This window comes from Alteromonas sp. R7, from assembly GCF_055755235.1.
Genome location: NZ_JBVTQX010000007.1, coordinates 197844 through 222490 on the forward strand (window position 1 = coordinate 197844; position 24647 = coordinate 222490).

The 24647-nt window shown below is 45.8% G+C and carries 26 protein-coding genes; 7 read left to right on the forward strand and 19 right to left on the reverse strand.

The annotated features are described in order from the left end of the window. Positions 1-22: 22 nt before the first annotated feature. The 4 genes from AC0J2X_RS13180 to AC0J2X_RS13195 form a co-directional block, all read right to left on the reverse strand. Positions 23-1066, reverse strand: a complete 1044-nt coding sequence (locus AC0J2X_RS13180) for a succinylglutamate desuccinylase/aspartoacylase family protein (RefSeq protein WP_061438987.1) — start codon at positions 1064-1066, stop codon at positions 23-25. Between the two features lie 3 nt (positions 1067-1069). Then, complete coding sequence (rimK, locus tag AC0J2X_RS13185; protein WP_061438984.1) at positions 1070-1978, reverse strand: 30S ribosomal protein S6--L-glutamate ligase; 909 nt, start codon at positions 1976-1978, stop codon at positions 1070-1072. A gap of 127 nt (positions 1979-2105) precedes the next feature. Beyond that, complete coding sequence (locus tag AC0J2X_RS13190; protein WP_239302033.1) at positions 2106-3218, reverse strand: DUF21 domain-containing protein; 1113 nt, start codon at positions 3216-3218, stop codon at positions 2106-2108. A gap of 32 nt (positions 3219-3250) precedes the next feature. Continuing rightward, entirely contained in the window at positions 3251-4591 is a 1341-nt protein-coding gene (locus tag AC0J2X_RS13195; protein WP_061438980.1) for a magnesium transporter, read from the reverse strand. 203 nt (positions 4592-4794) lie between these two features. Here AC0J2X_RS13195 and AC0J2X_RS13200 point away from each other — a divergent pair, with 203 nt between their 5' ends. The 5 genes from AC0J2X_RS13200 (at position 4795) to AC0J2X_RS13220 (ending at position 8380) form a co-directional block, all read left to right on the forward strand. Further along, positions 4795-5067, forward strand: coding sequence for a hypothetical protein (locus AC0J2X_RS13200; RefSeq protein ID WP_203229262.1), 273 nt, complete (start codon positions 4795-4797; stop codon positions 5065-5067). Between the two features lies 1 nt (position 5068). Then, positions 5069-5929, forward strand: coding sequence for a mechanosensitive ion channel family protein (locus tag AC0J2X_RS13205; protein ID WP_061438978.1), 861 nt, complete (start codon positions 5069-5071; stop codon positions 5927-5929). Between the two features lie 8 nt (positions 5930-5937). Continuing rightward, entirely contained in the window at positions 5938-6537 is a 600-nt protein-coding gene (locus tag AC0J2X_RS13210; protein ID WP_171336956.1) for a sigma-70 family RNA polymerase sigma factor, read from the forward strand. 94 nt (positions 6538-6631) lie between these two features. Continuing rightward, complete coding sequence (locus tag AC0J2X_RS13215; RefSeq protein WP_171336957.1) at positions 6632-7459, forward strand: glucosaminidase domain-containing protein; 828 nt, start codon at positions 6632-6634, stop codon at positions 7457-7459. Between the two features lie 48 nt (positions 7460-7507). Next, a complete protein-coding gene (locus AC0J2X_RS13220; RefSeq protein ID WP_171336958.1) occupies positions 7508-8380 on the forward strand; it encodes a mechanosensitive ion channel family protein in 873 nt (290 codons plus the stop codon). Between the two features lie 72 nt (positions 8381-8452). Here AC0J2X_RS13220 and AC0J2X_RS13225 read toward each other — a convergent pair whose 3' ends face one another. Both AC0J2X_RS13225 and AC0J2X_RS13230 read right to left on the reverse strand, forming a co-directional pair. Continuing rightward, on the reverse strand, positions 8453-8971 hold the full coding sequence (locus AC0J2X_RS13225; RefSeq protein ID WP_061438967.1) for a hypothetical protein: 519 nt from the start codon (positions 8969-8971) through the stop codon (positions 8453-8455). A 43-nt stretch (positions 8972-9014) separates the two neighbouring features. Beyond that, the gene (locus tag AC0J2X_RS13230) at positions 9015-9227 is read right to left on the reverse strand and encodes a hypothetical protein (protein ID WP_061438965.1); all 213 of its coding nucleotides are present in this window, start codon (positions 9225-9227) and stop codon (positions 9015-9017) included. Positions 9228-9379: 152 nt separating this feature from the next. Here AC0J2X_RS13230 and AC0J2X_RS13235 point away from each other — a divergent pair, with 152 nt between their 5' ends. Beyond that, the gene (locus AC0J2X_RS13235) at positions 9380-9580 is read left to right on the forward strand and encodes a LapA family protein (RefSeq protein WP_171336960.1); all 201 of its coding nucleotides are present in this window, start codon (positions 9380-9382) and stop codon (positions 9578-9580) included. A 53-nt stretch (positions 9581-9633) separates the two neighbouring features. On the opposite strand, the gene AC0J2X_RS13240 is transcribed toward AC0J2X_RS13235, so the two are convergent. The 13 genes from AC0J2X_RS13240 to gmk form a co-directional block, all read right to left on the reverse strand. After that, a complete protein-coding gene (locus tag AC0J2X_RS13240; protein ID WP_472996082.1) occupies positions 9634-10815 on the reverse strand; it encodes a BaiN/RdsA family NAD(P)/FAD-dependent oxidoreductase in 1182 nt (393 codons plus the stop codon). Positions 10816-10817: 2 nt separating this feature from the next. Beyond that, positions 10818-11849, reverse strand: a complete 1032-nt coding sequence (locus AC0J2X_RS13245; protein WP_239302035.1) for an ABC transporter ATP-binding protein — start codon at positions 11847-11849, stop codon at positions 10818-10820. Next, complete coding sequence (locus AC0J2X_RS13250) at positions 11849-13369, reverse strand: ABC transporter permease (protein ID WP_014975321.1); 1521 nt, start codon at positions 13367-13369, stop codon at positions 11849-11851. Before AC0J2X_RS13250 ends, AC0J2X_RS13245 begins: the two co-directional genes overlap by 1 nt. Beyond that, positions 13366-14400 carry an extracellular solute-binding protein gene (locus AC0J2X_RS13255; protein WP_014975320.1) on the reverse strand — a complete coding sequence of 345 codons (1035 nt, stop codon included), beginning with the start codon at positions 14398-14400 and terminating at the stop codon, positions 13366-13368. The genes AC0J2X_RS13250 and AC0J2X_RS13255 overlap by 4 nt, the downstream gene beginning before the upstream one ends. A gap of 9 nt (positions 14401-14409) precedes the next feature. Beyond that, a complete protein-coding gene (locus AC0J2X_RS13260; RefSeq protein ID WP_014947811.1) occupies positions 14410-15219 on the reverse strand; it encodes a hypothetical protein in 810 nt (269 codons plus the stop codon). Positions 15220-15650: 431 nt separating this feature from the next. Next, the gene (locus tag AC0J2X_RS13265; RefSeq protein WP_014947810.1) at positions 15651-16124 is read right to left on the reverse strand and encodes a peroxiredoxin; all 474 of its coding nucleotides are present in this window, start codon (positions 16122-16124) and stop codon (positions 15651-15653) included. Position 16125: 1 nt separating this feature from the next. After that, positions 16126-16911: a class I SAM-dependent methyltransferase gene (locus AC0J2X_RS13270; protein ID WP_456251989.1), complete on the reverse strand. Its 786-nt coding sequence runs from the start codon at positions 16909-16911 to the stop codon at positions 16126-16128. Continuing rightward, positions 16904-18976 (reverse strand): ATP-dependent DNA helicase RecG, encoded by a 2073-nt coding sequence (recG, locus tag AC0J2X_RS13275; RefSeq protein ID WP_014975318.1) that lies wholly within the window; start codon positions 18974-18976, stop codon positions 16904-16906. Before recG ends, AC0J2X_RS13270 begins: the two co-directional genes overlap by 8 nt. A gap of 194 nt (positions 18977-19170) precedes the next feature. Continuing rightward, on the reverse strand, positions 19171-19878 hold the full coding sequence (gene trmH, locus AC0J2X_RS13280; protein ID WP_039226916.1) for a tRNA (guanosine(18)-2'-O)-methyltransferase TrmH: 708 nt from the start codon (positions 19876-19878) through the stop codon (positions 19171-19173). A 3-nt stretch (positions 19879-19881) separates the two neighbouring features. After that, a complete protein-coding gene (locus tag AC0J2X_RS13285) occupies positions 19882-20268 on the reverse strand; it encodes a RidA family protein (RefSeq protein ID WP_014975316.1) in 387 nt (128 codons plus the stop codon). Positions 20269-20292: 24 nt separating this feature from the next. Beyond that, positions 20293-22404: a bifunctional GTP diphosphokinase/guanosine-3',5'-bis pyrophosphate 3'-pyrophosphohydrolase gene (spoT, locus tag AC0J2X_RS13290; RefSeq protein WP_039226917.1), complete on the reverse strand. Its 2112-nt coding sequence runs from the start codon at positions 22402-22404 to the stop codon at positions 20293-20295. Positions 22405-22546: 142 nt separating this feature from the next. Further along, the gene (rpoZ, locus tag AC0J2X_RS13295) at positions 22547-22819 is read right to left on the reverse strand and encodes a DNA-directed RNA polymerase subunit omega (RefSeq protein ID WP_014947805.1); all 273 of its coding nucleotides are present in this window, start codon (positions 22817-22819) and stop codon (positions 22547-22549) included. Between the two features lie 169 nt (positions 22820-22988). Continuing rightward, positions 22989-23630 carry a guanylate kinase gene (gmk, locus tag AC0J2X_RS13300; RefSeq protein WP_156077709.1) on the reverse strand — a complete coding sequence of 214 codons (642 nt, stop codon included), beginning with the start codon at positions 23628-23630 and terminating at the stop codon, positions 22989-22991. Between the two features lie 206 nt (positions 23631-23836). On the opposite strand from gmk, the gene AC0J2X_RS13305 reads away from it, so the two are divergent. Further along, a complete protein-coding gene (locus tag AC0J2X_RS13305; RefSeq protein ID WP_239302037.1) occupies positions 23837-24508 on the forward strand; it encodes an alpha/beta hydrolase in 672 nt (223 codons plus the stop codon). Positions 24509-24647 lie beyond the last annotated feature (139 nt).

The following is a 24647-nucleotide window of genomic DNA, read 5'->3' on the forward strand; positions in this document are numbered from 1 at the left end:
AAAGAGGGGGAATTGCTTCCCCCTACTTCATTTCATCGTAATGAATGGTTTCCTCAGGCATGAGGTTTTCCACCAGCTGGTCGAGGTTGTCGACCACATCCTCAGGCTCTTCAAACAACGCAACGTGGAACATTGCATCACCTTCTTGTACCAAAGGTATGTTTTGTTTACCAATGATGATACCTGAGCGCGGCGCGATGACATCGTGAACGTAAGTGCCTGTAGGACTACAGACCTGCGCTAAGACATCGCCTTTTTTTACGTGATCGCCCAGTTGCTTCACATCACGCACTATCCCGCTTTCAGGTGCACGTATCCAAGAACTTTTATTCGCAATAAAAGGTTCAATTAACGGCTTTTTACGGCGTCGCTTCGCTACCATGCCAAGGCTGGCTAGCACGTTGTAAATACCCTTTATTCCTGCTCTTATTGATAGCTCGTCAAATCTTAACGCTTCGCCCGCCTCGTAAAGCAAAATACGAGTACCAGACTCCGAGGCCGCCTGTCTCAATGAACCATCGCGCAAATTGGCGTTGAGTAACACCGGAACGCCAAACGCTTTGGCTAAGCTTAAGGTGTCTTCGTCAGCCAAATTCGCACGAACTTGTGGCAAATTGCTTCGGTGAATTGCGCCGGTATGCAGGTCGATACCGTAATCGCATTTGCTAACAATTTCAGTCAAAAACAAGTTAGCTAAACGCCCCGTTAATGAGCCTTTGCTAGACCCAGGAAAACTCCTGTTGAGGTCACGGCGATCTGGCATATAACGGCTTTGCGTTAACATGCCATACACATTCACCATAGGCACCGCTATCAAGGTTCCTCGAGTTAGCTTAAAGGTGTCCGACGCTAATAAACGCCGAACTATTTCAATACCGTTAAGCTCATCTCCGTGAATGGCCGCACTTATGAATATTGTCGGCCCCTGACGCTTTGCTCTTATGACTTCAACGGGAATAGACATTTCCGTGTCAGTGTAGAGCTTGGCAGAAGTAAGTGAAAGCTTAACCCTACTTCCCGCTTTTATCTCTGTATCGCCGATAAACAGTGATGGAATACGAGACATGTATTAGCCCTGCCCACGGGTTTTAGTGTTGTGCGGCTTAGCTTTGGTATTTTCGATAAATTCGATGATCATGTTTGCCACGTCTTTATTGGTAGCATTTTCGATACCTTCAAGACCTGGAGATGAGTTCACTTCCATTACCACTGGGCCATGGCTTGAGCGCAATAAATCAACACCACAAACGTTAAGCCCCATTGCTTTAGCCGCTGCTACTGCAGTTGTACGCTCTACCGATGTAAGTCGAATTAGCGTTGCACTTCCGCCGCGATGAAGGTTAGAACGGAATTCACCTGGAGCGCCTTGACGCTTCATTGCCGCGACCACTTTCCCACCGACTACGAAACAGCGAATATCTGCTCCACCTGCTTCTTTAATAAATTCTTGAACCAGGATGTTCGCCTTAATACCCATAAATGCTTCAACAATACTCTCAGCAGCTTTGTTGGTATCGGCTAACACCACACCTATGCCCTGCGTACCTTCTAGAAGCTTGATTACAACAGGCGCTCCACCTACGTTCGCGATTAAGTCTTTAACGCTATCTGGGCTATGCGCGAATCCGGTTCTAGGTAGACCAATACCTTTGCGCGATAACAGCTGCATTGAGCGCAATTTATCTCTAGAGCGACTAATCGCTACTGACTCGTTAACACTAAACGCCCCCATCATTTCAAACTGACGAACAACGGCCGTACCATAGAAGGTAATAGATGCGCCTATACGTGGAATAATGGCGTCGTATTTGGGTAGAGGCTGGCCTTTGAATCGAACCGAAGGCTTGTTACTGGTAATGTCCATGTAGCAATGCAATGTGTCGATAATATCAACTTCATGGCCACGCGCTTCAGCCGCTTCTTTAAGACGTTTGGTAGAGTAAAGACGTTTGTTTCTCGATAAGATAGCGATTTTCATAAATGCTCCTTTGTTTTTTTTGTAGACGATTACGCAAAAACAAAAGTCACAAACTTTTATAAAAAAAGGCGACATCTGAAATGAGTCCAACTTAATGGGGTCACTTCAATCGTCGCCTTTTCTTTATTTACTCTGAAATAGAAGGAGCTGTTTCCTTTTTCTCCGATTGCGCGCTTACCACATTAGAGAGTAATGCCTCTGGCATGGCTGAGCTTATTCCCTTAAGCAACCTACCTAAGATATCGGCGCCCGTGATAATGCGGGGCTTTTCTCCCCACACAAGCACTACATCCACATCAATGGTGCCATCGTGATGGGCATCTAACGATTCCTGCGCTTTTAGATGCCAAATTACATCTCCCAGCGTTAAGTTCTCGTCGCGAACAATTAACGGCCTGTGACAATAATCGTAAATATCAAATGGCTTGTCGGTATCAAACAATGCTGCGCGAAGTGCACCATCCGCGTCTAAAATAAGGTGCGGCTGGTTGTTTTCATCCGCCAATACAACCCAGTTGTGTCCGCTACGGTTAATTCTACGAAGTAATTCGTCAGAACTCTCACGCACAAAATCAGGCACTATTGGGAAGTCCACTTTTGTAGGTAATGAAATAATGGAGTCAGGGTCTAGTAACTCACCTTCTTGAGACACGCGAATATCATCGATTGCCAGAAAGTTCAGTGCTCCAATACCTTCAACGTGATCAACCTCCGCTTCTTCGGCTTCAACGTGCTGTTTTAACACGCGGCGAAGATCACGGTCTCGCATGTATTCCACACCCTCTTTGCCTAACCAGCCATCGAGAATAAGTGCAGAAGGCTTGGCTACAGGATATAAAACCAGCTGATAAAACCGCAGCGCAGGCGACAAGATTGACGCCATTTTCATCGCGTTTCTTGAAAAATAGGCCTGCGGCAAGATTTCACCAAAAATCGTGATAAAGCCGGTAGAGAAAATAAACGCACTGGCGCCAACAAGTACCGAGTCAGAAAGCAGCGTTAATAATACGTTTATCCCAACATTACCCCACAGTATGGTAGTAAGCAGAAAGTTCGAATCCTGTCTTAACTTAAGGATTTTCTGCGCGGATTTATGCCCATGAGACACTTCCATCTCTAGCTGCAATCTGTTGAGCGAGAAAAAGGCCAGGTTCAACCCGGAAAACATCGCTGATTGTGAAATACAAAACAATATGCCCAACCAAATGTAGAGCTCTTGTTGAGTAAGAGAAAACTCCATAAAAACGTCCTAAACTTGTAGCGTTAAGTTAACTACATTAGTAACAAAGTACCGAGACCTAGAAAGGCAACAAAGCCCACAATATCCGTCACGGTGGTGAGTATGACCGACCCCGATAACGCAGGGTCAATATTGAATTTTTCAAGTAATACAGGAACAAAAATACCTGCAATTGCGGCGGCAATGATATTAAAAAGGATCGCAAGTCCAATAACTAACCCTAGCCAAGTATTGCCAAACCAAAGCATAGCAACGGCACCAATAACAAACGCCCAAATAACACCATTTAACCCACCTACTTTTAGCTCTTTAACAAGAAGTGCGCTTACGTTTGCTGAGTTCACCTGCTTCAGCGCTAACCCTCGGATGATTAACGTCAATGTTTGACTACCTGCAATACCTCCCATACTAGCGACAACAGGCATCAATACCGCCAAGGCAACCACTTCTTGCAAAGTAGCCTCAAATAAGCCGATAAATGCACTTGCCAGAAAAGCGGTGAGCAAATTTATCCCCAACCATAACGCACGCCCCTGGGCACTTTTTCTAACCGATGAGAACAAATCTTCATCCTCATCCATACCCGCACCTGCCATCAGCTGGCGTTCATGCTCTTCAAACGAGAGTTCGGCTGCGGTAGTGACATCCAGCCTACCTATCAGCTTTTGATTTTCATCTACCACCGGCAGTGCACCGAACCCAGAAAGCTGCACGGTTTTCGCTGCCATTGCGCAGTCTTCGGTGTCCCTTATAGTGGTCACATCTTCCAACGCTACATCGACCAAAGGTAAATGCTCTGGCAGTCCGTGTATCTGCGATATCTCCACTGCCAAAGAAAATTGACCAGAACGGTTCGTCAAAAACAAGAGGTCGCAGTGTTTAGGGGTTTCCCTTCTAATCAATCGAAGCGCGTCTCTTACTTTCGCGTTGCTTGGCAGCGATAAAAAGGAATGCGACGCCCAGTGACCAATTTCCTCTTCACTATATTCGTTAGCTTGGGTGAAATACGCTTTTTGAACTTTATCCATCGCCAAAAATGCTTGTTCCACTAGCGCTTTGGGTAAAGAGTCAGCCAACTCCAATAAGTCATCAGCCTCAATGTCAAAAAACAACGTCTGCCATAACGATGGGTCTGTTGAATTAATCAAAACCTCTCGTGGGTCGCTGCGCATTTCTATCAGTACATCTAGCTTTTTCGCGTCGGCAATGGTGTCCCATAATGACAAACGCTCATCAATAGGAAGGGATTCCAGTAAAAGCGCCAACTCTTTTTCATCAGCTTGTGCTATCACTGTGGCGCTACCAAGAAGCTCTTCATTTGCGGGCGAGTGTTGAATCACTTCTTCAACCAATGTAGGCAATATTTCAGACATGCCGCATTCCTTAATTCCAAAAACTACGGCTACTGACGAGCTTTGATTCAATAAAGTCACATTTTTTTGTGACTTTTCTTCATGTGCCCTCGTCTTTTTAACCAATACTTAAACTAAAGGCTATCTAGTAGGAGACATCGCAGTCTGTACATAATGTAGTGTCACGACAGACGCATCATCCTAACGGCATATGGGGTTGAAACGTGGACTTAGATGAAGAAAAGCTCAGGCACTTACTAAATGAAGATGTAGACGGGGTTAATGAGAACCAGTCTCTGGAAAAAGTATTATCCGATGGCAAAAAGGTTGTTGCGGTTAAAGATGTGGCGAGCTTATTTGTTGGATGGGTTTGGGTAGTATTTCTAGGGTTTGGCGCCTCTCTCTACTCGGCAAAAAGGCAATACGAAAAGCACGTATCAGCCAAGAAAAAACCTTTAAGAATAAAAAGTGAAACAAATTTAGATAAGGAATATTAGCATGGACCTCAATATATGGGCGCAGTCCTTCAGTAATGCATTTAACCGGTTTTGGACCGAAGTAGCCGGCTTTTTACCTAATTTAATTGCAACCGTAATCGTTGTGCTTTTTGGCCTGTTCGTGTCGAAGGTATTAACTAAATGGGTAGCAAAGCTTCTTGAAAAATTAGGGTTTGACTCGCTCTGCGAAAAGCTGGGTATTCACCGATTAATAAATTCCATGGGATTTAAAACTCGCGGTTCTGAGTTAATTGGCAAATTGCTTCACCTGTTTTTCATTCTGATAATTTTAGTAGCAGCTGCAGAAACCTTAGGGCTCGAACGCTTCTCGGCAATCCTTGACGAATTCATTCTTTATCTGCCTAAGCTATTTGGCGCACTGCTAATTGCCTTAATCGGACTTTTCATTGCTAAGACTGGTAAGAGTCAACTTGAGACGTCTTTAGAGAACGTTGGTGTTGAATACGGCGCCGCGGCAGGACGAGTGTTGCAACTTCTTGTTCTGTTCATAACCTTCTCTCTCGTTATTGGTCAGCTAGAGTTAGAAACAGAATTGTTGAATACAATTTTTACTGTGTTAATTGCGAGTTTAGGCATTGCGCTGGCCTTGGCACTGGGACTTGGTACGCAAACAGTGGCAAATAGTATTGTGTCTGGCATATACGCCCGTGAGCAATTACTGCCAGGCGATGAAGTAGAGTTTGAAGGTTTCGTTGGCAACGTAGTGTCGGTAAGCACAGTAAACACGTTATTGGAAAGCAAAGAGGGTAAACGTCTGAGCATTCCGAACCAAGACTTACTTTCAAGCAAGTTTGTAGTCACCAAGCTTGGAGCTACAAAGCGTACAGATAATAAAACGTGAGATAAGACATGAACGATCTAGAGAACGAAGTGATTCGTCTCTCTGATCGGCTGTCGCAACTCAGTGATGACGAATTAGTGCGTATTGCAAAATTGCAGCTTCCTTATGTGACTACAGCGTATGAAACTATATTTCACCGCTATCATAAAAAGTTACTGCAGATATGCTTCCGTTATTTGAAATCAGCCGAAGAAGCAGAAGAGACGGTAAATGATACGCTTCTGATTGTATTTAATAAAATCAACCAGTTCGAAGAGCGAGCAAAATTTCGAACTTGGTTGTACAAAATTGCACACAATCAAGCATTGACTCGCTTAAGAAAAAAACAAGCAGAACATGTTGAGCTTAATGAAGCGTTACCAGAAATAGAAAAACACGAGGAGCAATCTCAGCAAGACCATACTAATGAGCAACAACAACTGAACAAACTCCTGGACTTACTCAGTCTTGAAGAGCGTTCCATTGTTGTTTTTCGCATGACGGGAAATCTAGAGTTCTCCGAAATATCACAAATACTTGATGTAAAACTCAGTGCAGTGAAAATGCGGTATAAACGAGCCCTAGAAAAAATGGCAGTGTCTGCCAAGAAAAGTCACGTTAGCGAATAAAGTTTTCGGAGTATCAGGTTTATCTTTGCTGCCCTTCCAGCAAGATACAATCCCTTTATAGGGATGATCTGATACTCCCTTTTGGAGACAGACAATGACAAAACTTACTATAAATAAGTCTTGGGCTTTCATGGCGGTACTTTTGGTTGTAACTGCATTGGCGTTACATGCCTATCTGACCGAACGCAGCTCAACAGGGCTTCCCAATATTAACCCTGCTCCCGAAGTGACCTTGCGGTCGATGCCAAATTTTACTTCTATTCAAGATGTTAAAGAGAAAAAAGAACGTTTTTTTAATACGTTATATCCGCTTATTGAAGAGGAAAATCGCCATTTATTAAAAAAGCGTGCCGCGATAATAAAACTGCGCGAACAAGAGGTGTTAACCTCCCATCAATCGAAATGGCTTAATAAAATAATGTCACATTATGCCATTGACGAAACCCTGCCATTAGAGAATAAGTACGAGATTCTATTGCGCCGAGTAGACTATATTCCCCCTTCGCTTGTGTTAACCCAAGCGGCGATTGAGTCGGGCTGGGGAAGCTCTCGTTTTACACGCAAAGCGAATAACCTATTTGGACAGTGGTGTTTTGAAAAAGGATGTGGTGTGGTGCCGTCATCGCGAGATAAGGGCAAACAACACGAGTTGGCTAGCTTCAAATCTGTTAATGGTTCGATACGCGCTTACCTAAAGAACCTCAACACTCACTTTGCCTACATAGAGCTAAGAGAAACCCGGGCATATCTGAGAGAAGCTGATATTCCCCTAACGGGGCTCGCGCTCGCTAAAACCTTAACCCGTTACTCAGAGGAAGGCGATGCGTACGTTGACAAGGTATCAGCCTTCATAAAATTCAATAAACTATCCCGTTTTAATACCAGTTTTGAACAAAGTCTTGTAGCCTCAAACAATGAATAATTTTATTCCGCTGAGCTTGGTACAAAACTATAACGTTGAGGAGACTCGATGAACGATTTCATTGCTTTTGTAAACCGACCTGTCTTCGAGTTTATGTCTCGTGAATTCACGGTTGGCATGCTGATCCTAATCCCGTTAATGCTAATCGTGGCGGTATGGCTACTTAAATTCATTTCTAAAATTATTCCACGCTTGCTTATCAAAAATGGAGTAACACCCGACGCGGTGCACTTAATTAATCGCGTTGTGCAGATATTGGTGCTGGTCATGTTAGTGATAACCACCCTCGATATCTTGAATGTCCCGTTAACTGCTTTCGCCTTTGTATCAGGTGCAGTAGCGATTGGTGTTGGTTTTGGTGCGCAAAATATAATAAACAACTTTATAAGTGGCTGGATCTTGATGTGGGAGCGGCCAATTCGCATTGGAGACACATTAGAAGTAGATGATACCCGAGGCCGAGTAGAAGCCATTAATACCCGCTCAACGCGTATTCGCCGTGTAGATGGGGTGCATATGCTAGTCCCTAACAGCAAGCTGCTGGAAAATACAGTCATTAACTGGAATCTGGTGAATACTGAAACGCGAACCTCGGTAAAGGTAGGGGTTGCGTACGGCTCTTCAGTAAGAGAAGTGGAACAACTCATCTACAGTGCCGTAGGCAAGCTTGACGGTGTTCTAAAAACCCCGGCGCCCGCGGTAATGTTTGACGACTTTGGCGACAATGCCCTTAATTTTGAGGTGTACTATTGGCTAAATGCGAGCTCAGAGATGGAGCGGCGTAAGTCTCGTAGTGACCTTCGCTTTCTTATCTGTGAAGCCTTCGAAAAAGCGGGAATTGTGGTCGCCTTTCCGCAACGAGATGTTCATATTGATGGGGAGCTAGTACTGACTAAAACAGAACAGAATTGGCGTCCTTAATGCTGACACAAGATTTCTGCTAGCTGAACAGCTGCGACGCATCAGTGCATGCATCGCAGCCACGCCTTCGTTTTATTCGATTTCACCGATGATTGGTGCGTTTAATTTTATTCTCTGGCTGTTGCGGATAAACTTACTTCCCTGTTCAATCAATTGCTGGCCTTCCTTAATACGCTCAAATGCTTCCACTTGACGATCTTTGGATTTTTCAATCAACGAATTACCCTTTCTAACTTCATTGATGGCATCTTCCCACCGCTCTCCTATTGAAGAGAGTGTGGTCGCTTCAAACGCAACTTCTTTTGGACTAGTGGAAGCGCCTAGCTGTAGTACAGCCAACTGGTAAGCTTGCTTTGCCGCGATGATTTTCTCGGTTCCGGATTGAATAGATCCTTCACCCTCTCTAAGCATGGCACGCGCCTTCTCTAAATCTTTTTCACCTCTTGTTAATAATTTTTCCCCTCTCTCAGAAAGCTTTTTACCTTCTTCCCACATTCTATCTGGGTCATTTGTATAGTTTTCCATGCTAGGTGTTGAAGTACACCCCAATAGGATTACTACACTTGCAAAAACTAAAACCAAATATTTCATTTAATTCTCCTTACTACTAATCGATTCTAACTTAATTAATCTATTAGCTTTCGCTTTTAAACACGTTGTACTTAGAGTTGGACATCAAGATACCCACCGTCATTCCTATTGCAAATGCAGCACAAATCACAGCCGCAACCGGAACAGATAAACCGTTAAAACTTGACGCTATATAAGTATCTTGTTTACTTAAAAGAACACTTGCCGCAAACAAAAAAAGCAGTAAAAGCGATACCGTAGTTGCAATTACTCTCATTCTTTACCTCGTTTTTCTGGGTCTTGTCGTAATAGATGCGCCCCCGCGATCAAAAGTCACAAAACACGAAAAAATAAAATTAAAATTTTTTATCAAAAGTTGTGACTTCGACGTAGTAAAAATCGTCAGTAAGGGAAAGAAGAGGAGATTATATGAAAACTAAAGTCGCAATTTATTTGTCATTAGTTGCTTTACTAGGCGCTATACTTTTTCAAAATATTGATACAATCAGTCTTCAAATTTTGCTTTTTGAGTTTCAGATTCCGCTGGTTTTGTTAATGGTCGTTATGTTCGCGCTAGGAGCGTTAACCTACGGTTTGCTAGATTATTTTAGCGTTAAAAAGAAGAGGTAATGCGTCACTGACGCATTACCAATTCATGCTAATAACGAGTTGCGGGGTCTGAACTAAACCACCTGCCCTGCTGCCCAACCACTGCTCCACGCCCACTGGAAGTTAAAGCCACCGAGCCAACCAGTAACGTCAACCACTTCGCCAATGAAGTACAGGCCTTCGACATTTTTCGCCATCATGGTTTTTGATGATAGGTCATTGGTATCTACACCGCCTATAGTAACCTCGGCGGTGCGATATCCTTCTGTGCCGTTTGGCTTTATTTGCCAATTCTCTAGGGTGTCAGCAATGGCGTCGCACTCGCCGTGAGTCAGCTGTTTCACCGGCACGTTGCGCCAACTATGATACTCAATAAGGCTCTGTACCATACGCTTTGGAAATACTTTATTTAAACAGGTGGCAAGCAATGCGTCTGGCGTCTCTGTGCGTGCAGTCTGTAGAACCGCAGTAGCATCATCATTAGGTAGCATGTTGATACTTAAGCTGTCACCCGCTTCCCAATAGCTGGAAATTTGGAGCATGGCAGGGCCGCTTAACCCTCGGTGGGTAAATAACATCGCTTCTTTAAACGTAGTATTGTTGCAGCTGGCATATACATCAACTGCGATACCGCTAAGCTCTGCCAGTGTGTCTTTATCTTTATCGTGCAAGGTAAAGGGAACAAGTGCTGCGCGAGTAGGTAAAACGTTAAGACCAAATTGCTGCGCTATTTTATAGCCAAATGGCGTGGCTCCTAGCTTTGGCATGCTTAAACCGCCGGTAGCAATTACAAGGGATTCACATTCATACTCACCATTCGAGGTTGTAAGTGAGTACCCACTTTCATTCTTTTCTACACTTAGAATGTCGCAACGAGTGGTAATCGTCACATCCGCTTTGTTGCACTCATTTAGCAGTAAATCGACGATCTCTTTGGCGCTATCATCACAAAACAGTTGGCCCAAGGTTTTTTCATGGTAGGCAATGCCATACTCGGCAACCAAGCCAATAAAGTCCCATTGGGTATAGCGACTGAGTGCCGACTTACAAAAGTGAGGGTTTTGCGAAAGAAAGTTTTCAGGGCCTGCATACATGTTAGTGAAGTTACAGCGGCCACCGCCGGACATTAGGATTTTTCGGCCCACTTTTTTGGCGTGATCAAGCACTTCTACGCTGCGTCCACGCGCGCCGGCCTGCGCCGCACAAAAAAGCCCTGCAGCTCCTGCACCAATAACAATTACATCGCGCTTGATCACAATTAACCTCTAGGAAAAACGGCCAATGGATGTGTGGTTATTAGCTGTACGAAGGCGCGAGTACCGGGCTTTATAGCATTTTCGTGGCTTACTCGTACTTTAAGCTCGTCGCCGCAATCTAAGACAACCGCGTAAAGCCGACTTTCGCCTTCGTAGCGTACCCATTCAACCGTACAGTTAGTTTCACTAAGTGTAGCATCTAAGCTTAAATCGTCAGGGCGTACCAACAAGTCTACGTTGCCGCTTGCACCTTGAAGCGGTGTGCCCGGCACATTACCAATATCGGTAACCACTGTTTTGTCTGTATTTGCTGCGCTGCTATCGAACGTCGCACTTAAGAAGCTCGCCTCGCCCATAAAACGCGCCACAAAACGGCTGGCAGGAGAAGAGTAACAGGCTTCAGGTGTGTCTAATTGCTCAAGCACACCTTTATTAAGTATACCCACTCTATCGCCAACGCTTAGCGCCTCTTCTTGATCGTGCGTTACCCAAATAGCAGGTACGCCTGCTTTTTTTAAGGCATCGCGAATTTCCCAGCGCAAGCTGTCTTTTAGCGCAGCATCAAGGTTTGAAAGGGGTTCGTCTAGCAATACAAAGGAAGGTTCGTGAGCTAGCGTTCTTGCTAGCGCAACACGCTGCTTTTGACCGCCAGAAAGACGTGCAGGTTTTGCATCGCGGAAGTTATCTAAGCCTAATAATTGAAGCCAATGATCGGCCAGCTTAGTGTCTTTTAAACGAAAGCAAACGTTCTGCTGAACGGTAAGATGAGGAAACAACGCAAAGTCTTGAAACACCATACCCACGTTACGCTTTTCAGGCGGAACATGTTTGTTTGCTGTACTTTCCCATTCACCTAGGCTCATAGCACCTTCTGAAATAGGAATAAGCCCAGCCAACGCTTGCAAAATGGTGGTTTTACCGCAGCCGGTTGGCCCCACCAGCATCAGGATTTCGTCTTGTCCAAGCTCAAGATTTAACTTGTCGACAACGCGGGTAGACCCATAATTCACTGACAAATTATTTACAATAAGCATTACGAACGATCATCCTCGGTAACGGTAAACTGGGCTTTTCTTTCGCCCGACAGCATGAGAATTAACCCCACACCTGATAATAAAACAAGTAAAAGCCCTGGCACGGCTGCGCGGCCAAAGTAACCCGCTTCGTAAACTCGCCACATATAGGTAGCTAAGGTTTCAAATCCTGTAGGTCCTAACATAAGCGTTGCAGGTAGTTCGCGCATGGCTTCTAAGAACACAAGCGCTGCACCCGCAATCATACCACGAAGGGTTAACGGCAGCGTAATTCGCATAAATGCCTCACGCGGGCTAGCGCCCAGCACGCGAGCGGCTTTTACCAGACCTGAATCAATATTCTCAGCCGTACTTCTTACACTTCCCACAGCAAGTGGGATAAAGCGCAGCACATAAGCCATCACAAGCAAACTTAACGTTTGATAGAGCGCGGGCAACTGCAGGCCAACATAAACAAGGGCCGTCCCCATTACGATACCCGGAACCCCAAAGCCAAAATAAGTAATGCGCTCCATAAAGCGTCCAGCTTTTCCGGCAATAGCGGCGTGAGCCACCGGAATGGCGAGTAATACAGCAACAATTGCTGCAATAAATGACGCATGAGCTGAGTTCCACGCATAGCTAAATTCAAAACCGCCGGCGCCTTCTCGCACTAACCACAGCGTAAAAATAGCAAGGGGAAGCACAATAGCCATAAATACCACCGGCATAGTAGCCAGCAACATTAGGTTTCGCTGCCAGCGAGCAGGAAACAACGATAAATGCTTACCTGGGCGCTCTTGAGCGCCACTAATACGACTTTCTATAAATAGAATAAGCCCAACAATAACCATTAGCTGAAGGCTCAGCATGGCGGCTTGACTAAGACCGAAGGCGTTATACTCAACAAAAATAACTCGGGTAAAAGTGTCAAAGCCCATTATTGCAGGCGTACCAAAATCGGATAACGCATAAAGTGCAGCAAGGAGTGCCCCTGCGGCAACGCTATTCACAACACGCGGTAAAACCACTCGCCATAAGCTTGCGCCTAAGGTTAACCCTAGCGTGCGCGCCGCGTTAACCAAGCTTGCATCTAAACTCAGTAAGCTTGAACGGGTTGTCATCATGACGAATGGATAAGTATAAAGGCTCATGACCAGCGCAGAGCCCCAAAGGCCGCTGATAGGTGGCGTGCTAATTCCCAGTACGTTTTCAATTTCGCCACCTGTGCCAAATGAAAAGTACATCGCAAATGCGCCAATGTAGCTTGGTAGTGCTAATGGCGCGGCAAGTAAAATGAGCCAAAACCGCTTAAATGGCATCTGCACATAAGCGGTTAAAAAGGCAAGCGGTACTCCGATAAGTACAGAGCCAATAATGGTAAGCACCACCAATGACACCGTGTTCGCTAGTACCCTTAAGTTATGAGTATCAAAAAGTTGCGCACTATCTTGAGCTAGAGAAAACAAAACGCCGACGGGCAATAAAGCCATCAGCGCGATAAGAAGTGCCAGTGGATACGACTTTGGCCAATTTGTCACAGTACGCCAACTTCCCTCATAAGATTAAGTGTAGGGCGTAAGTCAGCCAGTTTACGAAGGTCCATTTCAGGCGGTGACAGCGTGCTTAGGTCAGCTAAGCCTTGCGGCTGTTCAACCCCTTGAACCAGAGGTATTTCGTAGGCTTCGCGAGCAAGATAAGACTGAACTTCGTGCGAAAGCAGGTAACGAATAAAGTTAACCGGCAAGTCACCGTCGCTCAATGCCACAATACCAGACGCATTTACTAGGCAACCTGCGTCGCTTTTACTGTACGCAAGCGCTACGTTTGCATTCGGCTTACCTGATTTAAGGCGAAGGGTGTAGTAGTGATTCGCAAAGCCAATATCGACTTCACCACGTTCAACGCCCATCACTACACCAAGTTCACCTGCGTACTTTTTCGAGTGCTTATTAATGCCTTTAAGCCATGATTTAGTGGCTTTATCACCCTCTAAAATGCGCATTGCAGTGACAAAAGACTGAAACGATGAGTAGGCTGGCGCCCAGCCAATTTTTAAATCGCTGTCGGCTAACGCCATCACGCTTTCAGGGATTTGCTCCGGTTTAACACGCTCAGTGTTGTAAGGCAGTGTACGCACACGACCTGTTACCGGTGACCAGCTCGGGTACTGAAAATCTTCACGCAGCTGCGCAGTAAGGTCGTCTGGCAACGGCTTAGCCGCGCCAGCATCAGTTACCATGCCAATCGAGCCCGTGTCTACGGCCCAGAAAAGGTCAGCGCGTTTAACGCCTGCCTTAGTCTCAGCTACGATGGTGTTGGCCAATGCCGCAGAGCCGCCGCGTCTTATTTTAAGATTAAGCTTTGGGTTGCGCTTTTCAATGGCCTTTAGAACATTCTCGTACAAGCCACCTTCACCACGACCTAAGTAAAGTGTGAGATCACCTTCTAATTTAGGCAATGACTCAACTGACACACTGCCTGTTTGTGTCATAGCGTGAGCAAAACTAAACGGCAAACCAGATAATGCACCGGCCGCTGCTAAGCCTTGTAAGAATGTTCTACGTTGCATACACCTTCCTTAAAATACGTCTTTACGACTTTGTTCTACTTCAACCAAAAGTGCGCGAGCGCGGTCAAGTTTGGCCTGCATAGACTCTACGACCTTACGAACTGAATCAACGCCAGTGTCTTTTGAGATAGCTTGTGGAAGCGTTACGTTAAAGTCTTTCTCCAAGTCTTCAACCAAAGCTGCGTTTTTCGCAATCAAATCACCTTCCACACCTTCAAATCGTTGAAGGTAAGTATCGTGAACGAGTGTAGTTGCTACTTCGTGAAGCTGTTCCGCGTACTTAGCAACAACACGATCAAGACGTGTTTTAATGTCGTCGATAACTTCAGGGCCTGTGGTAGGTTCTTTTTCGGTGGTCTGAACCTTGTTCACTAAGCCTTTCTTTTGATACTGGGACGCAAGTTTAACTGCGCCTAACGCCTGCCACAAGGCATGATTTAGCTTCTCTTGCTCTACGCGCACGTCTGCAACAGGCTTGCCTTCATCAATGGCGACTTTCACACCATAAATACCTTGCCAAATAGAGGCGTAAATAGGCACATACTGGGTTTCAATAGCAGAGTGAAAATCCACCTCTTCCCAATACTCAATCAGTGCATCGGTCTTAAGCGATTTATCTTTTGCTTCATACGCATCAACAACACTGCCAAACTTGCTTTCTAACCAATGTACCTCTTCCGTATATTCGCCGATGTGCGCGTGAAGATTGTTCACGTGATCGCCAATGGCACCGTTAGCAAGCGCCTGAGAAGATAGCATCGAGAAAGTGACCGCAGAAGCCAGTACCAAAGCACTCATTTTTTTCAGTGTTGTTGTCATAATTATTCCTAAAACGTTTGTCTTTTCACGCAAATGATACTTATTATCATTAAGCAAGTAAAGGTAACTGAACGAGCCCACATGCTAAGTAACGTAGTGTGTTAGCCCTTATTTTTTCTGCACTTTCGACACAGAATACTACATGTTAGTTCATTAACCTTCACTGAACGTACTGATATTCAACGCTATTTACAGAGCGCCAGATCATACATAGGTTACATTTTAATGAAAATGGCAACCAAGTATACGCTTAACTAAAGAATACCAAGCTGCATAGATAGTTGCCCACTCAGAAGCTTGCCAGACCTTCTCGAAGTGCGAGTAATTAACTATGCGGACTGGTATGAACGAACCTTCACAAACATCTAAACGAAAAGAGCCCGCAACCTTAGTTGCGGGCTCTTGATATTATTAACGCCGTAATTTCGGTGTTACAGGCTATCTAACATGGTTTGCGCATCGCTAACGTCGAAACGACCTGGGTCTTCAACGTTTAGCTTTTTCACTTCGCCATCTTCCACAAGCATGGAATAACGTAACGAACGCAAGCCGCCGAAATTGCCCGTGCTCATGTCTAAGCCAATTTGCTTGGTAAAGAAACCATTGCCGTCTGCCAGCATTATGATCTCTTCAGCGTTGCTCGCTTTGCCCCATGCATCCATAACAAATGCATCGTTCACGCTTAAGCAAATAATACTATCAATACCTTTGGCTTTAAGCTTATCAGCAAGCGCTACATAGCCCGGTAAGTGGGCTTGAGAACAGGTCGGTGTAAATGCACCGGGTACCGCAAACAATACAACGCGTTTATCCGAAAACAGTTCGTTCGTTCCTGGGTTGGTTATTTCGCCGTTTTCTAAAAGGCTAAAATCTACTTCAGGCAAAGTGCCCCCAACTTGTATCATGCTACTCTCCTAGATTTTTTTGACACAAATACACATCAAATCTGTGTTTTTTGCTTTCAATAGCCATTGATGCTTTTATTCCTGCCAGCACGTCTGCACTGTTTGGGCGTTTCACCACTACCCGGTGCGTGGCTAGCTCTAGTGCTGGCGGTAACAGCGCATCTGCGTCTGGGTCATGACCAAGCAGTTGCTGAAACAGCCGCATTTCCTTTTTCACCAAGGCTGACTTCTTTTTGTGTGGGAACATGGGGTCTAAGTAAATAGCGTTCACATTCTCACCAGTGAAGTATTGCATTACCTCAGCACTATTTCCATGTTGAAGCGACATTTTAGCTGCAAGTTCCGGAAAACTAAGCGCTAATCTGCGAATACCATCTTCAAGCAAGGCGGCAACCACGGGCGAGCGTTCTATCATTGTGACCTTGCAGCCAACGCTTACCAACACAAAGGCATCACGACCTAGCCCAGGCGTTGCATCCACTACGTGCCATGCTTCATTGCCTTTAAGACCAATGGCTTTAACAATGGGCTCTTTGCGCCCACCGCCGTGCTGCTTGCGATACAAACTAGCGGGCGATGCAAAATCAACCTCTACCGGGTTTACTTTTTTCTCACCTGCGTCGGCAAGGCCAAGCACGCCGTTTTGAACTTGCAAATACAAGCCTTCGTTAGGTTTTTCACTGCTGCTAACAACAGGAAAGCCCCACTTTTCGCTGATTGCACTAATTAATGCAGCGTCATCCCTATTGGCGTCATCACAAATAATTAAAGGCACATGATTAAGCATGACCGTACTGTTCCTTATGCCCTATCCATCTATTAATGATGGCTTGAGCGTGAGAGGGGTATTTGTCCCAAAGGGTATAGGCAATTTCCTGAACCTTAGGGATAAGAGCGGCGTCGCGTACTAGGTCTGCTATTTTAAGTTCGGCCATTCCCGTTTGCTTAGTACCCATAAATTCACCCGGGCCACGAATTTCCAAATCGCGCTGGGCAATATAAAACCCGTCGTTAGATTCGCGCAATACGCCAAGGCGCTGAGTAGCGGTTTTCGATAGTGGGCTCTGGTACATAAGTACACACTGACTTTCTACCGCACCACGCCCCACTCGGCCTCTAAGCTGGTGAAGCTGCGCTAAACCCAATCGTTCAGGGTTTTCAATGATCATGATGCTGGCATTAGGTACGTCTACGCCTACTTCAATAACGGTAGTCGCTACCAATAAATCCAGCTTTCCGTCTTTAAAGTCGGCCATAACCTGCGCTTTTTCAGCAGGCTTTAAACGCCCGTGTACCAAACCAACGTGTAGGTCTGGCAGCGCAGTACGAAGGGTAACCGCAGCGTCTTCTGCTGCCTGACACTCCAACACTTCCGACTCATCAATTAGCGTACATACCCAGTAGGCTTGGCGGCCGTTTTCTTTACAAGCCTGACGTACGCGCTCTATCACATCGGCGCGGCGTGTATCGGGTAATACCACGGTTTGCACCGGTGTTCTGCCCGGTGGCAACTCATCAATAACCGAGGTGTCTAAATCGGCATAGGCTGTCATGGCCAACGTTCTTGGAATAGGCGTCGCCGTCATAATTAGCTGATGAGGGTAGCGACCTTGCTGCTCGCCTTTATCTCGCAGGGCCAAACGTTGATGCACACCAAAGCGGTGTTGTTCATCTACAATAACCAGCGCTAGCTGCTGGTAATTTACGCTTTCCTGGAAGATGGCGTGAGTACCCACCAACATTTGAATATCGCCAGCTTCTAAGCGGGCTAATACTTCATTGCGGGCTTTGCCTTTCAGCTTTCCGGCAAGCCAACCTACTTCAATACCTAAAGGTTCTAGCCAGCCACGAAAGTTATTGGCATGCTGTTCAGCCAACAGCTCAGTAGGTGCCATTAACGCTACCTGATGCCCTGCACCAATGGCTGATAGCGCGGCCAGTGCCGCAACTAAGGTTTTGCCCGACCCTACATCGCCTTGTACAAGGCGCATCATAGGCCGCGCGTGCTGCATATCTTTTTGAATATCTTCCACTACCCGAGCCTGCGCCCCCGTTGGTGAGAATGGCAGTTGAGCGAGCATTTTATCGATAAGCGGCTGATTCACCTTAATAGGGATACCGGGCTGGGCGTCAGATAGCTTGCGTACTTTCAACACACTTAGGTGGTGTGACAATAACTCTTCCAGAATTAACCGATACTGAGCAGGGTGCAGCCCCTCTTCCATTTCGTGTACGTCTACATCTGGTGGCGGGCGATGCACCAAATGAAGCGCCTCATTAAGGCTAATTTGGTCATCGTAAATACCGTCGGGCAGTAGGTCGGCCAGCGCGCCTTTATCTAGTAGTTTTAAGGCCTGATCAGTTAAATTGCGAAGGGTTAACTGCTTAACACCGTCTGTGGTGGGGTAAACTGGCGTTAGTGATTCTTCTGATGGTGGCGCGTCTTCATCCACTAATTTAAATTCGGGATGCATCATTTCAATGCCCCACTTTCCAGTACGCACTTCTCCGAAACACCGCACCGTGTTTCCCGGCGTCATAATAGACCGCTGCACTGCACCAAAGTGGAAAAAGCGTAAGGTTATGGTACCCGTACCGTCGCTAAGCTTAACCACTAGCATGCGCTTCTTTCCGTACTGAATATCGGCGCTCATTACCTCGCCCTGCACGCTTACATGGGTAAACGGGCGGCACTCTGCCACGCTATAAATACGGGTTCTGTCTTCGTAGCGGTGAGGGAGATGAAACAGAATATCTTGAAGGGTAAACAAACCTATTTTGTTAAGCTTTTCTGCCACCTTTGCGCCTACGCCTTTAAGCGCAGTAATGGGTGTAGTGGCCAGTGCTTGCATCAAGCGATATCCTTCTTTTGGAACATTAACTATTTAACCTTTGAATTGGCACAAGCTGGTGTTATTCAACGTGTTATAGGAAAAGAAGTGTAAAGGATTGTTGAGAGGTTGGCGAGTACGCTTTAGGCCAGTTTTTTACGCTGGCCCTTATACAAGTAAGAGCAAAACTAAAAGTGCAACCAATAGGTTAGGCCCTAGTCGGCCTCTAGCGCGTTTGCTTCTGCTTTTGTGATCTGCATTTCTTTCCACCAGCTATCGTCGGCATCCACTTCACCAATGGCGTTAATAGCAGGCAAAGGCAAACCTTTGCGTTGGCAAAGTTTATACAAACGCGGGTAACCATTTTGAAAGGCCAATGCTTGGCACTCTTCTTCTGATAACTGCTGGGTGTTATACATACCTGCAATTGTACGTTGGCGCTGGGCTTCGTAAAGTACTAACGCTGCGGCTACCGATACGTTCAATGACTGCACCATGCCCATCATAGGAATAACAATGTCGTGGTCGGCAACGGCTTTCGCCTCATCAGAAGCACCATACTTTTCCTGACCAAACAAAATAGCCGTAGGCTTGGTGTAGTCAATATCACGAAAATCGACAGCGGTATCAGATAAGTGGGTTACCAGCACCTGCATGCCTTGGCCTTTTAGTTCAGCCATCGCGTCGTTGATATTATCGTGATTGGTTTGACGCACCCATTGTTGGCTGCCCATAGCAGTGCCGCGACGAAACTGATATTTCTTTTCCCACACGGTGTGAACGCGATGAATACCCACTGCATCACAGGTTCTCACTACTGCAGATACATTATGCGGCTTGTGTACATTTTCAAGGCAAACCGTAAGATCAGTTTGCCTTCTTTCCAGCACTTGTCTTATGCGCTGGTAACGCTCAGGTGACATGGCTTACTCCGGCAGTTCCATTACACCATCAATTTCAATTTGTGCACCTTTAGGCAATGCAGACACCTGAACGGCTGCGCGTGCTGGGTAAGGCTTGGTGAAGTAACGACTCATAATTTCATTAACCGTTGCAAAGTGACCTAGGTCGATAAGGAAGATGTTCACCTTCACTAAGTCGTTTGTAGTGCCGCCCGCAGCGTCACACACCGCTTTAATGTTCTCAAAAACTTGTACAGCTTGCGCTTCAAAGTCGTCAGAAACCATTTCCATAGTTTCAGCAACAAGAGGAATTTGACCTGAAAGATAAACGGTAGTACCTGCTTTAACCGCTTGGCTGTAAGTACCAATAGCAGCAGGTGCCTTATCGGTCTGAATAATAGACTTAGACATAGTAGTTCCTAAATAGTGTAGTAATTAGTGTCGTGATTGACTATGACGAGACACTCTTTGAACTTCCGGCATAGTACGTATTTTCTTCATTACGCGAGCCAGGTGCACACGGTTGTGCGTGGTTAGTTCAAGGTCAATAAAGTAGATATTACTCTCTTTCTCTTCAGTTTGCAGACCAATGATATTGGAATCGCACCCTGAAATGGTGTTCGTTAAAGTTGCCAGTGTGCCCTGATGGTTAAACAACTCTATACGCAATGACGCTTTAAATTCGCCTTGCGGGTTGTCGTCCCACTGCATGGGCAATACGCGTTGAGGTTCTTCTCGCGTAAGCTTGCGAATATTGTTACACCCAATTTGGTGAATAGTCATGCCGCGGCCTGGGCTTAAAACCGCTACAATTTCATCGTCTGGAATAGGATGGCAACAACGAGAATAGTGAACAAGCAGGCCTTCTGTGCCGCGAATAGCCACATTACCTTTCTTGTCTGATAAGTCTGTTGTGCTTTCACCCAATAAACGGCGCGCTACAATTGCGCTTAGCTCGTTACCAAGCCCGATATCTACTAGCAAATCGTCAAAATTAGCATGCTTAGTTTCGGCCACCACACGTTCGATATCTTCGTTTGGAATATCGTCTAATTTCACGCTGCCTAACGCATGGCGAAGTAGACGGTTACCCATGTTGACCGCTTCTTGAGAGTGCTGTTTACGCAGATACTGACGAATACGGGTTCGCGCGCGAGCGCTCACAACAAAGTTTAGCCAGTTCGCATTAGGCTTCGCTTTCGGCGAGGTAATAATTTCCACGGTTTGACCGTTTTCAAGCGGCTTGCTTAAGCTAAAGTTTCTGCGCTCTACGCGCACACCTACGCAGGTATTACCCACATCGGAATGCACGGCATAAGCGAAGTCAACGGCGGTTGCGCCCATTGGCAACTCGATAATACGTCCGTCTGGTGTAAATACGTAAATTTCATCAGGGAACAGGTCGGTTTTTACCGATTCGATGAATTCAAAGGATGAGCTGGCCGATTGCTGAAGCTCAAGCAGGCTTTGCATCCACTTGCGCGCTCGAAGCTGTGCAGTGGTGCCATTATCGCCAGGCTCTTTGTAAAGCCAGTGCGCCGCCACTCCTTTGTCTGCCATTTGGTCCATTTCCTGGGTTCGAATTTGAATTTCCACAGGAATGCCGTGCGGGCCAATTAATGACGTATGCAACGACTGATAGCCGTTGGTTCGAGGGATAGCGATATAATCTTTAAAACGGTTTTCAATAGGCTTGTACAGCCCATGCATAGCACCGAGGGCGCGATAACAGTTATCTACCGATTGAACAACGATGCGAAACGCATAAATATCCATTACCTCATTGAACATAAGTTCTTTGTTTTTCATTTTGCGGTAAATGGAATACAAGTGTTTTTCGCGACCCAATACATTCGACTCAATTTGGTAGGCGTCTAAACGAGTGTTCAGCTCTTCGCGAATGTTTTCGATAATCTCTTTACGATTACCGCGGGCCTGGCGCACAGCAGACTTTAGTGCGCGATGGCGCATAGGATACATGGCCTGAAAACCTAAATCTTCAAGCTCATTTTTAATGTCGTGAATACCCAAGCGGTGGGCGATTGGCGCGTAGATCTCTAGCGTTTCTAGCGCAATGCGGCGGCGCTTGTCTGGTCGTAATGACCCGAGCGTGCGCATGTTGTGCGTGCGATCAGCAAGCTTGATAAGAATAACCCTGATGTCTTGCACCATGGCCATCATCATTTTACGGAAGTTCTCCGCCTGCGCTTCCTGTTTAGTGCTAAACGCGAGTTTATCTAGCTTACTAACACCTTCTACCAGTTCAGCAACGGTATCGCCAAAAGCTTCGGCTAAGTCTTCTTTGCTGTAATGGGTATCTTCAATAACGTCGTGAAGGAGTGCCGCCATGATCGTTTCGTGATCAAGGTGCATGTCAGCCAAAATACCGGCAACTGCAACTGGGTGAGTAATGTACGGATCGCCGCTTGAACGCATTTGTCCGTCATGCGCTTCTTGCGCAAGCACAAAAGATTCTTGTACCAACTGAACGCGGTCGGCTGGTAAGTACTCTAAAACTTTCTGCTTTAAACCTTCAAACAAATACACAGTGAAGCGTGACCCTTATCTAACGTTACAACCCTAAGAATACGTTTAATTGTGCAAGAAGCCAATACGCCAAAAGTAAAGCGCCAGTGCTTTTTTCAAAGCACTGGCGCTAAAATACCGATAAAACCGTTAAAAAGAGGTTTTATTGATCAGATAGGATGTTTGCTACTGATGCAAATTCAGCATGTTCTTGCTGCTCTTGAGCTTGAAGTTCTGCTTGTTCAAGCGTAGCAGCCGTTACCAAACCTTCTTCAATTTCACGAAGTGCTGTAACAGTTGGCTTATCGTTTTGAACGTCAACCATAGGATCTTTGCCTTCAGTGGCAATTTGACGTGCACGGCGTGCAGCAACAAGCACTAGGTCAAAGCGGTTACCAATTTTATCTACGGCATCTTCTACAGTTACGCGAGCCATGTATTTCTCCGAAAATTAGGTTGAGCAAGTTATTCAAAAAACGGCCGCGTAGTATACACAGATACGTGGCGCGATCCTAGCGTTTTGTTTGAATTTGAAGCAGTCAGATCATGCAATTTATGCAGCGATCGTTCGATGCTAAAACAAAACACGTGTTGTTAAGTTAAGCTTACGCGCTACCGAGCAGTTCGTCCAATAGCACTTGATGGCGCATTTGTTGTTTTCCCGTGCGAAGTCGCTGTGCTGTAACGATGGCTTCCAAATCGTTTAATGCAGTCGCGAAGTCGTCGTTGATAATTACACTTTCGAATTCATTGAAATGAGACATTTCAGCTACGGCTTGCGCCATACGCCCTGCAATGACTTCTTCACTGTCTTGACCGCGATTATTTAAACGCTGCTCTAGCACGTCGAGTGAAGGCGGAAGAATGAAAATACCGCATGTGTCTGGCATAAGCTTTTTAACTTGGCGCGCGCCCTGCCAATCGATATCTAGAAATACGTCAATGCCACGGTGCAAAGTTTGTTCAATTGTCACGCGGGATGTGCCGTAATAATTGCCAAATACTTCTGCGTATTCAAAAAACACACCCTGTTCAATCAGCGCTTCAAACTGCTCTCGGCTCACAAAATGGTAGTGCACGCCGTCGACTTCACCCGGACGAGGTTGACGTGTTGTATGAGATACAGACACCTGCATTGGCGTAGCTGTATTGCTTTCATACTTTTCCATTAGCGCCTTTATAAGGCTTGATTTTCCTGCTCCAGAAGGAGCTGCAAGAATGAATAAGTTGCCGAGTAGTGAAGCCATAGGGTATTAAAATTCTTTCAAAATGTGGTGATTTCAAGTGGCAATGATAGCATATTAAGCGGTTGTGCCGTACCTTTCATTGCATAGTGAAAACTTGGATCACTCTACCAAGCTTATGCCGATGGGTTACCACAGCAAAAATTAATGGGGTCAGAGTACTTTTCTGGCCCTAAATGTACTCTGACCCCAAAACTAGGAAATAAAGCATGACTCAGCAACTTCTGCCGTGCGTAGAGATAAACCCATCCACTACGCCTGATGCCTGCGTTATCTGGCTTCACGGTCTTGGCGATTCAGGCCATGGTTTTGCGCCTATTGTGCCCGAGCTAAAACTGCCCGAATCAATGGCGGTTAAATTTCTCTTTCCTCACGCTCCAGAACGCCCTGTGACTATCAATGGCGGCATGAGAATGCGCGCTTGGTACGATATTAAATCGTTAGATTTTGAAAGCCGTGCGGACTTAGAAGGTGTAAAAGAGTCGGCTGCTCAGGTAGAAGCGCTTATCGAAGCACAAATTGAAAGTGGCATTCCTAGCGAACGTATAGTACTTGCAGGATTTTCTCAAGGCGGTGTTATTGCTCTGCACTTGGCACCTAGATATGCCAACAAATTTGCAGGTGTTATCGCTCTATCTACCTACATGTGCGAGCCATCACTTCTTGAAAGCGAAGCAAAAGACACAAACCGCGAAACGCCAATTATGATGGCACATGGTGAGCAAGACGAAGTGGTGCCGGTATTTATGGGCAATGCTGCGTTTAAAACGCTGAGCGAAAGTGGCTTTAATGCCACATGGCAGACTTACACTATGCAGCACAATGTTTGTATGCAAGAGCTTAACGACATAAGTGCGTGGCTTCAAAAAGTTCTAGGGTAATGCCTTAAGAGCCTGTTGGCCCTTGCTGCAAATTACGTTCATATAATAAAACCCAACAGGCCCTAGTATTTGAACAAAAGAGAAAGCTGGTGACGCAACAAAAGCCAGCTTTATTCTTAGCGTAAGTGGGTACACGTCT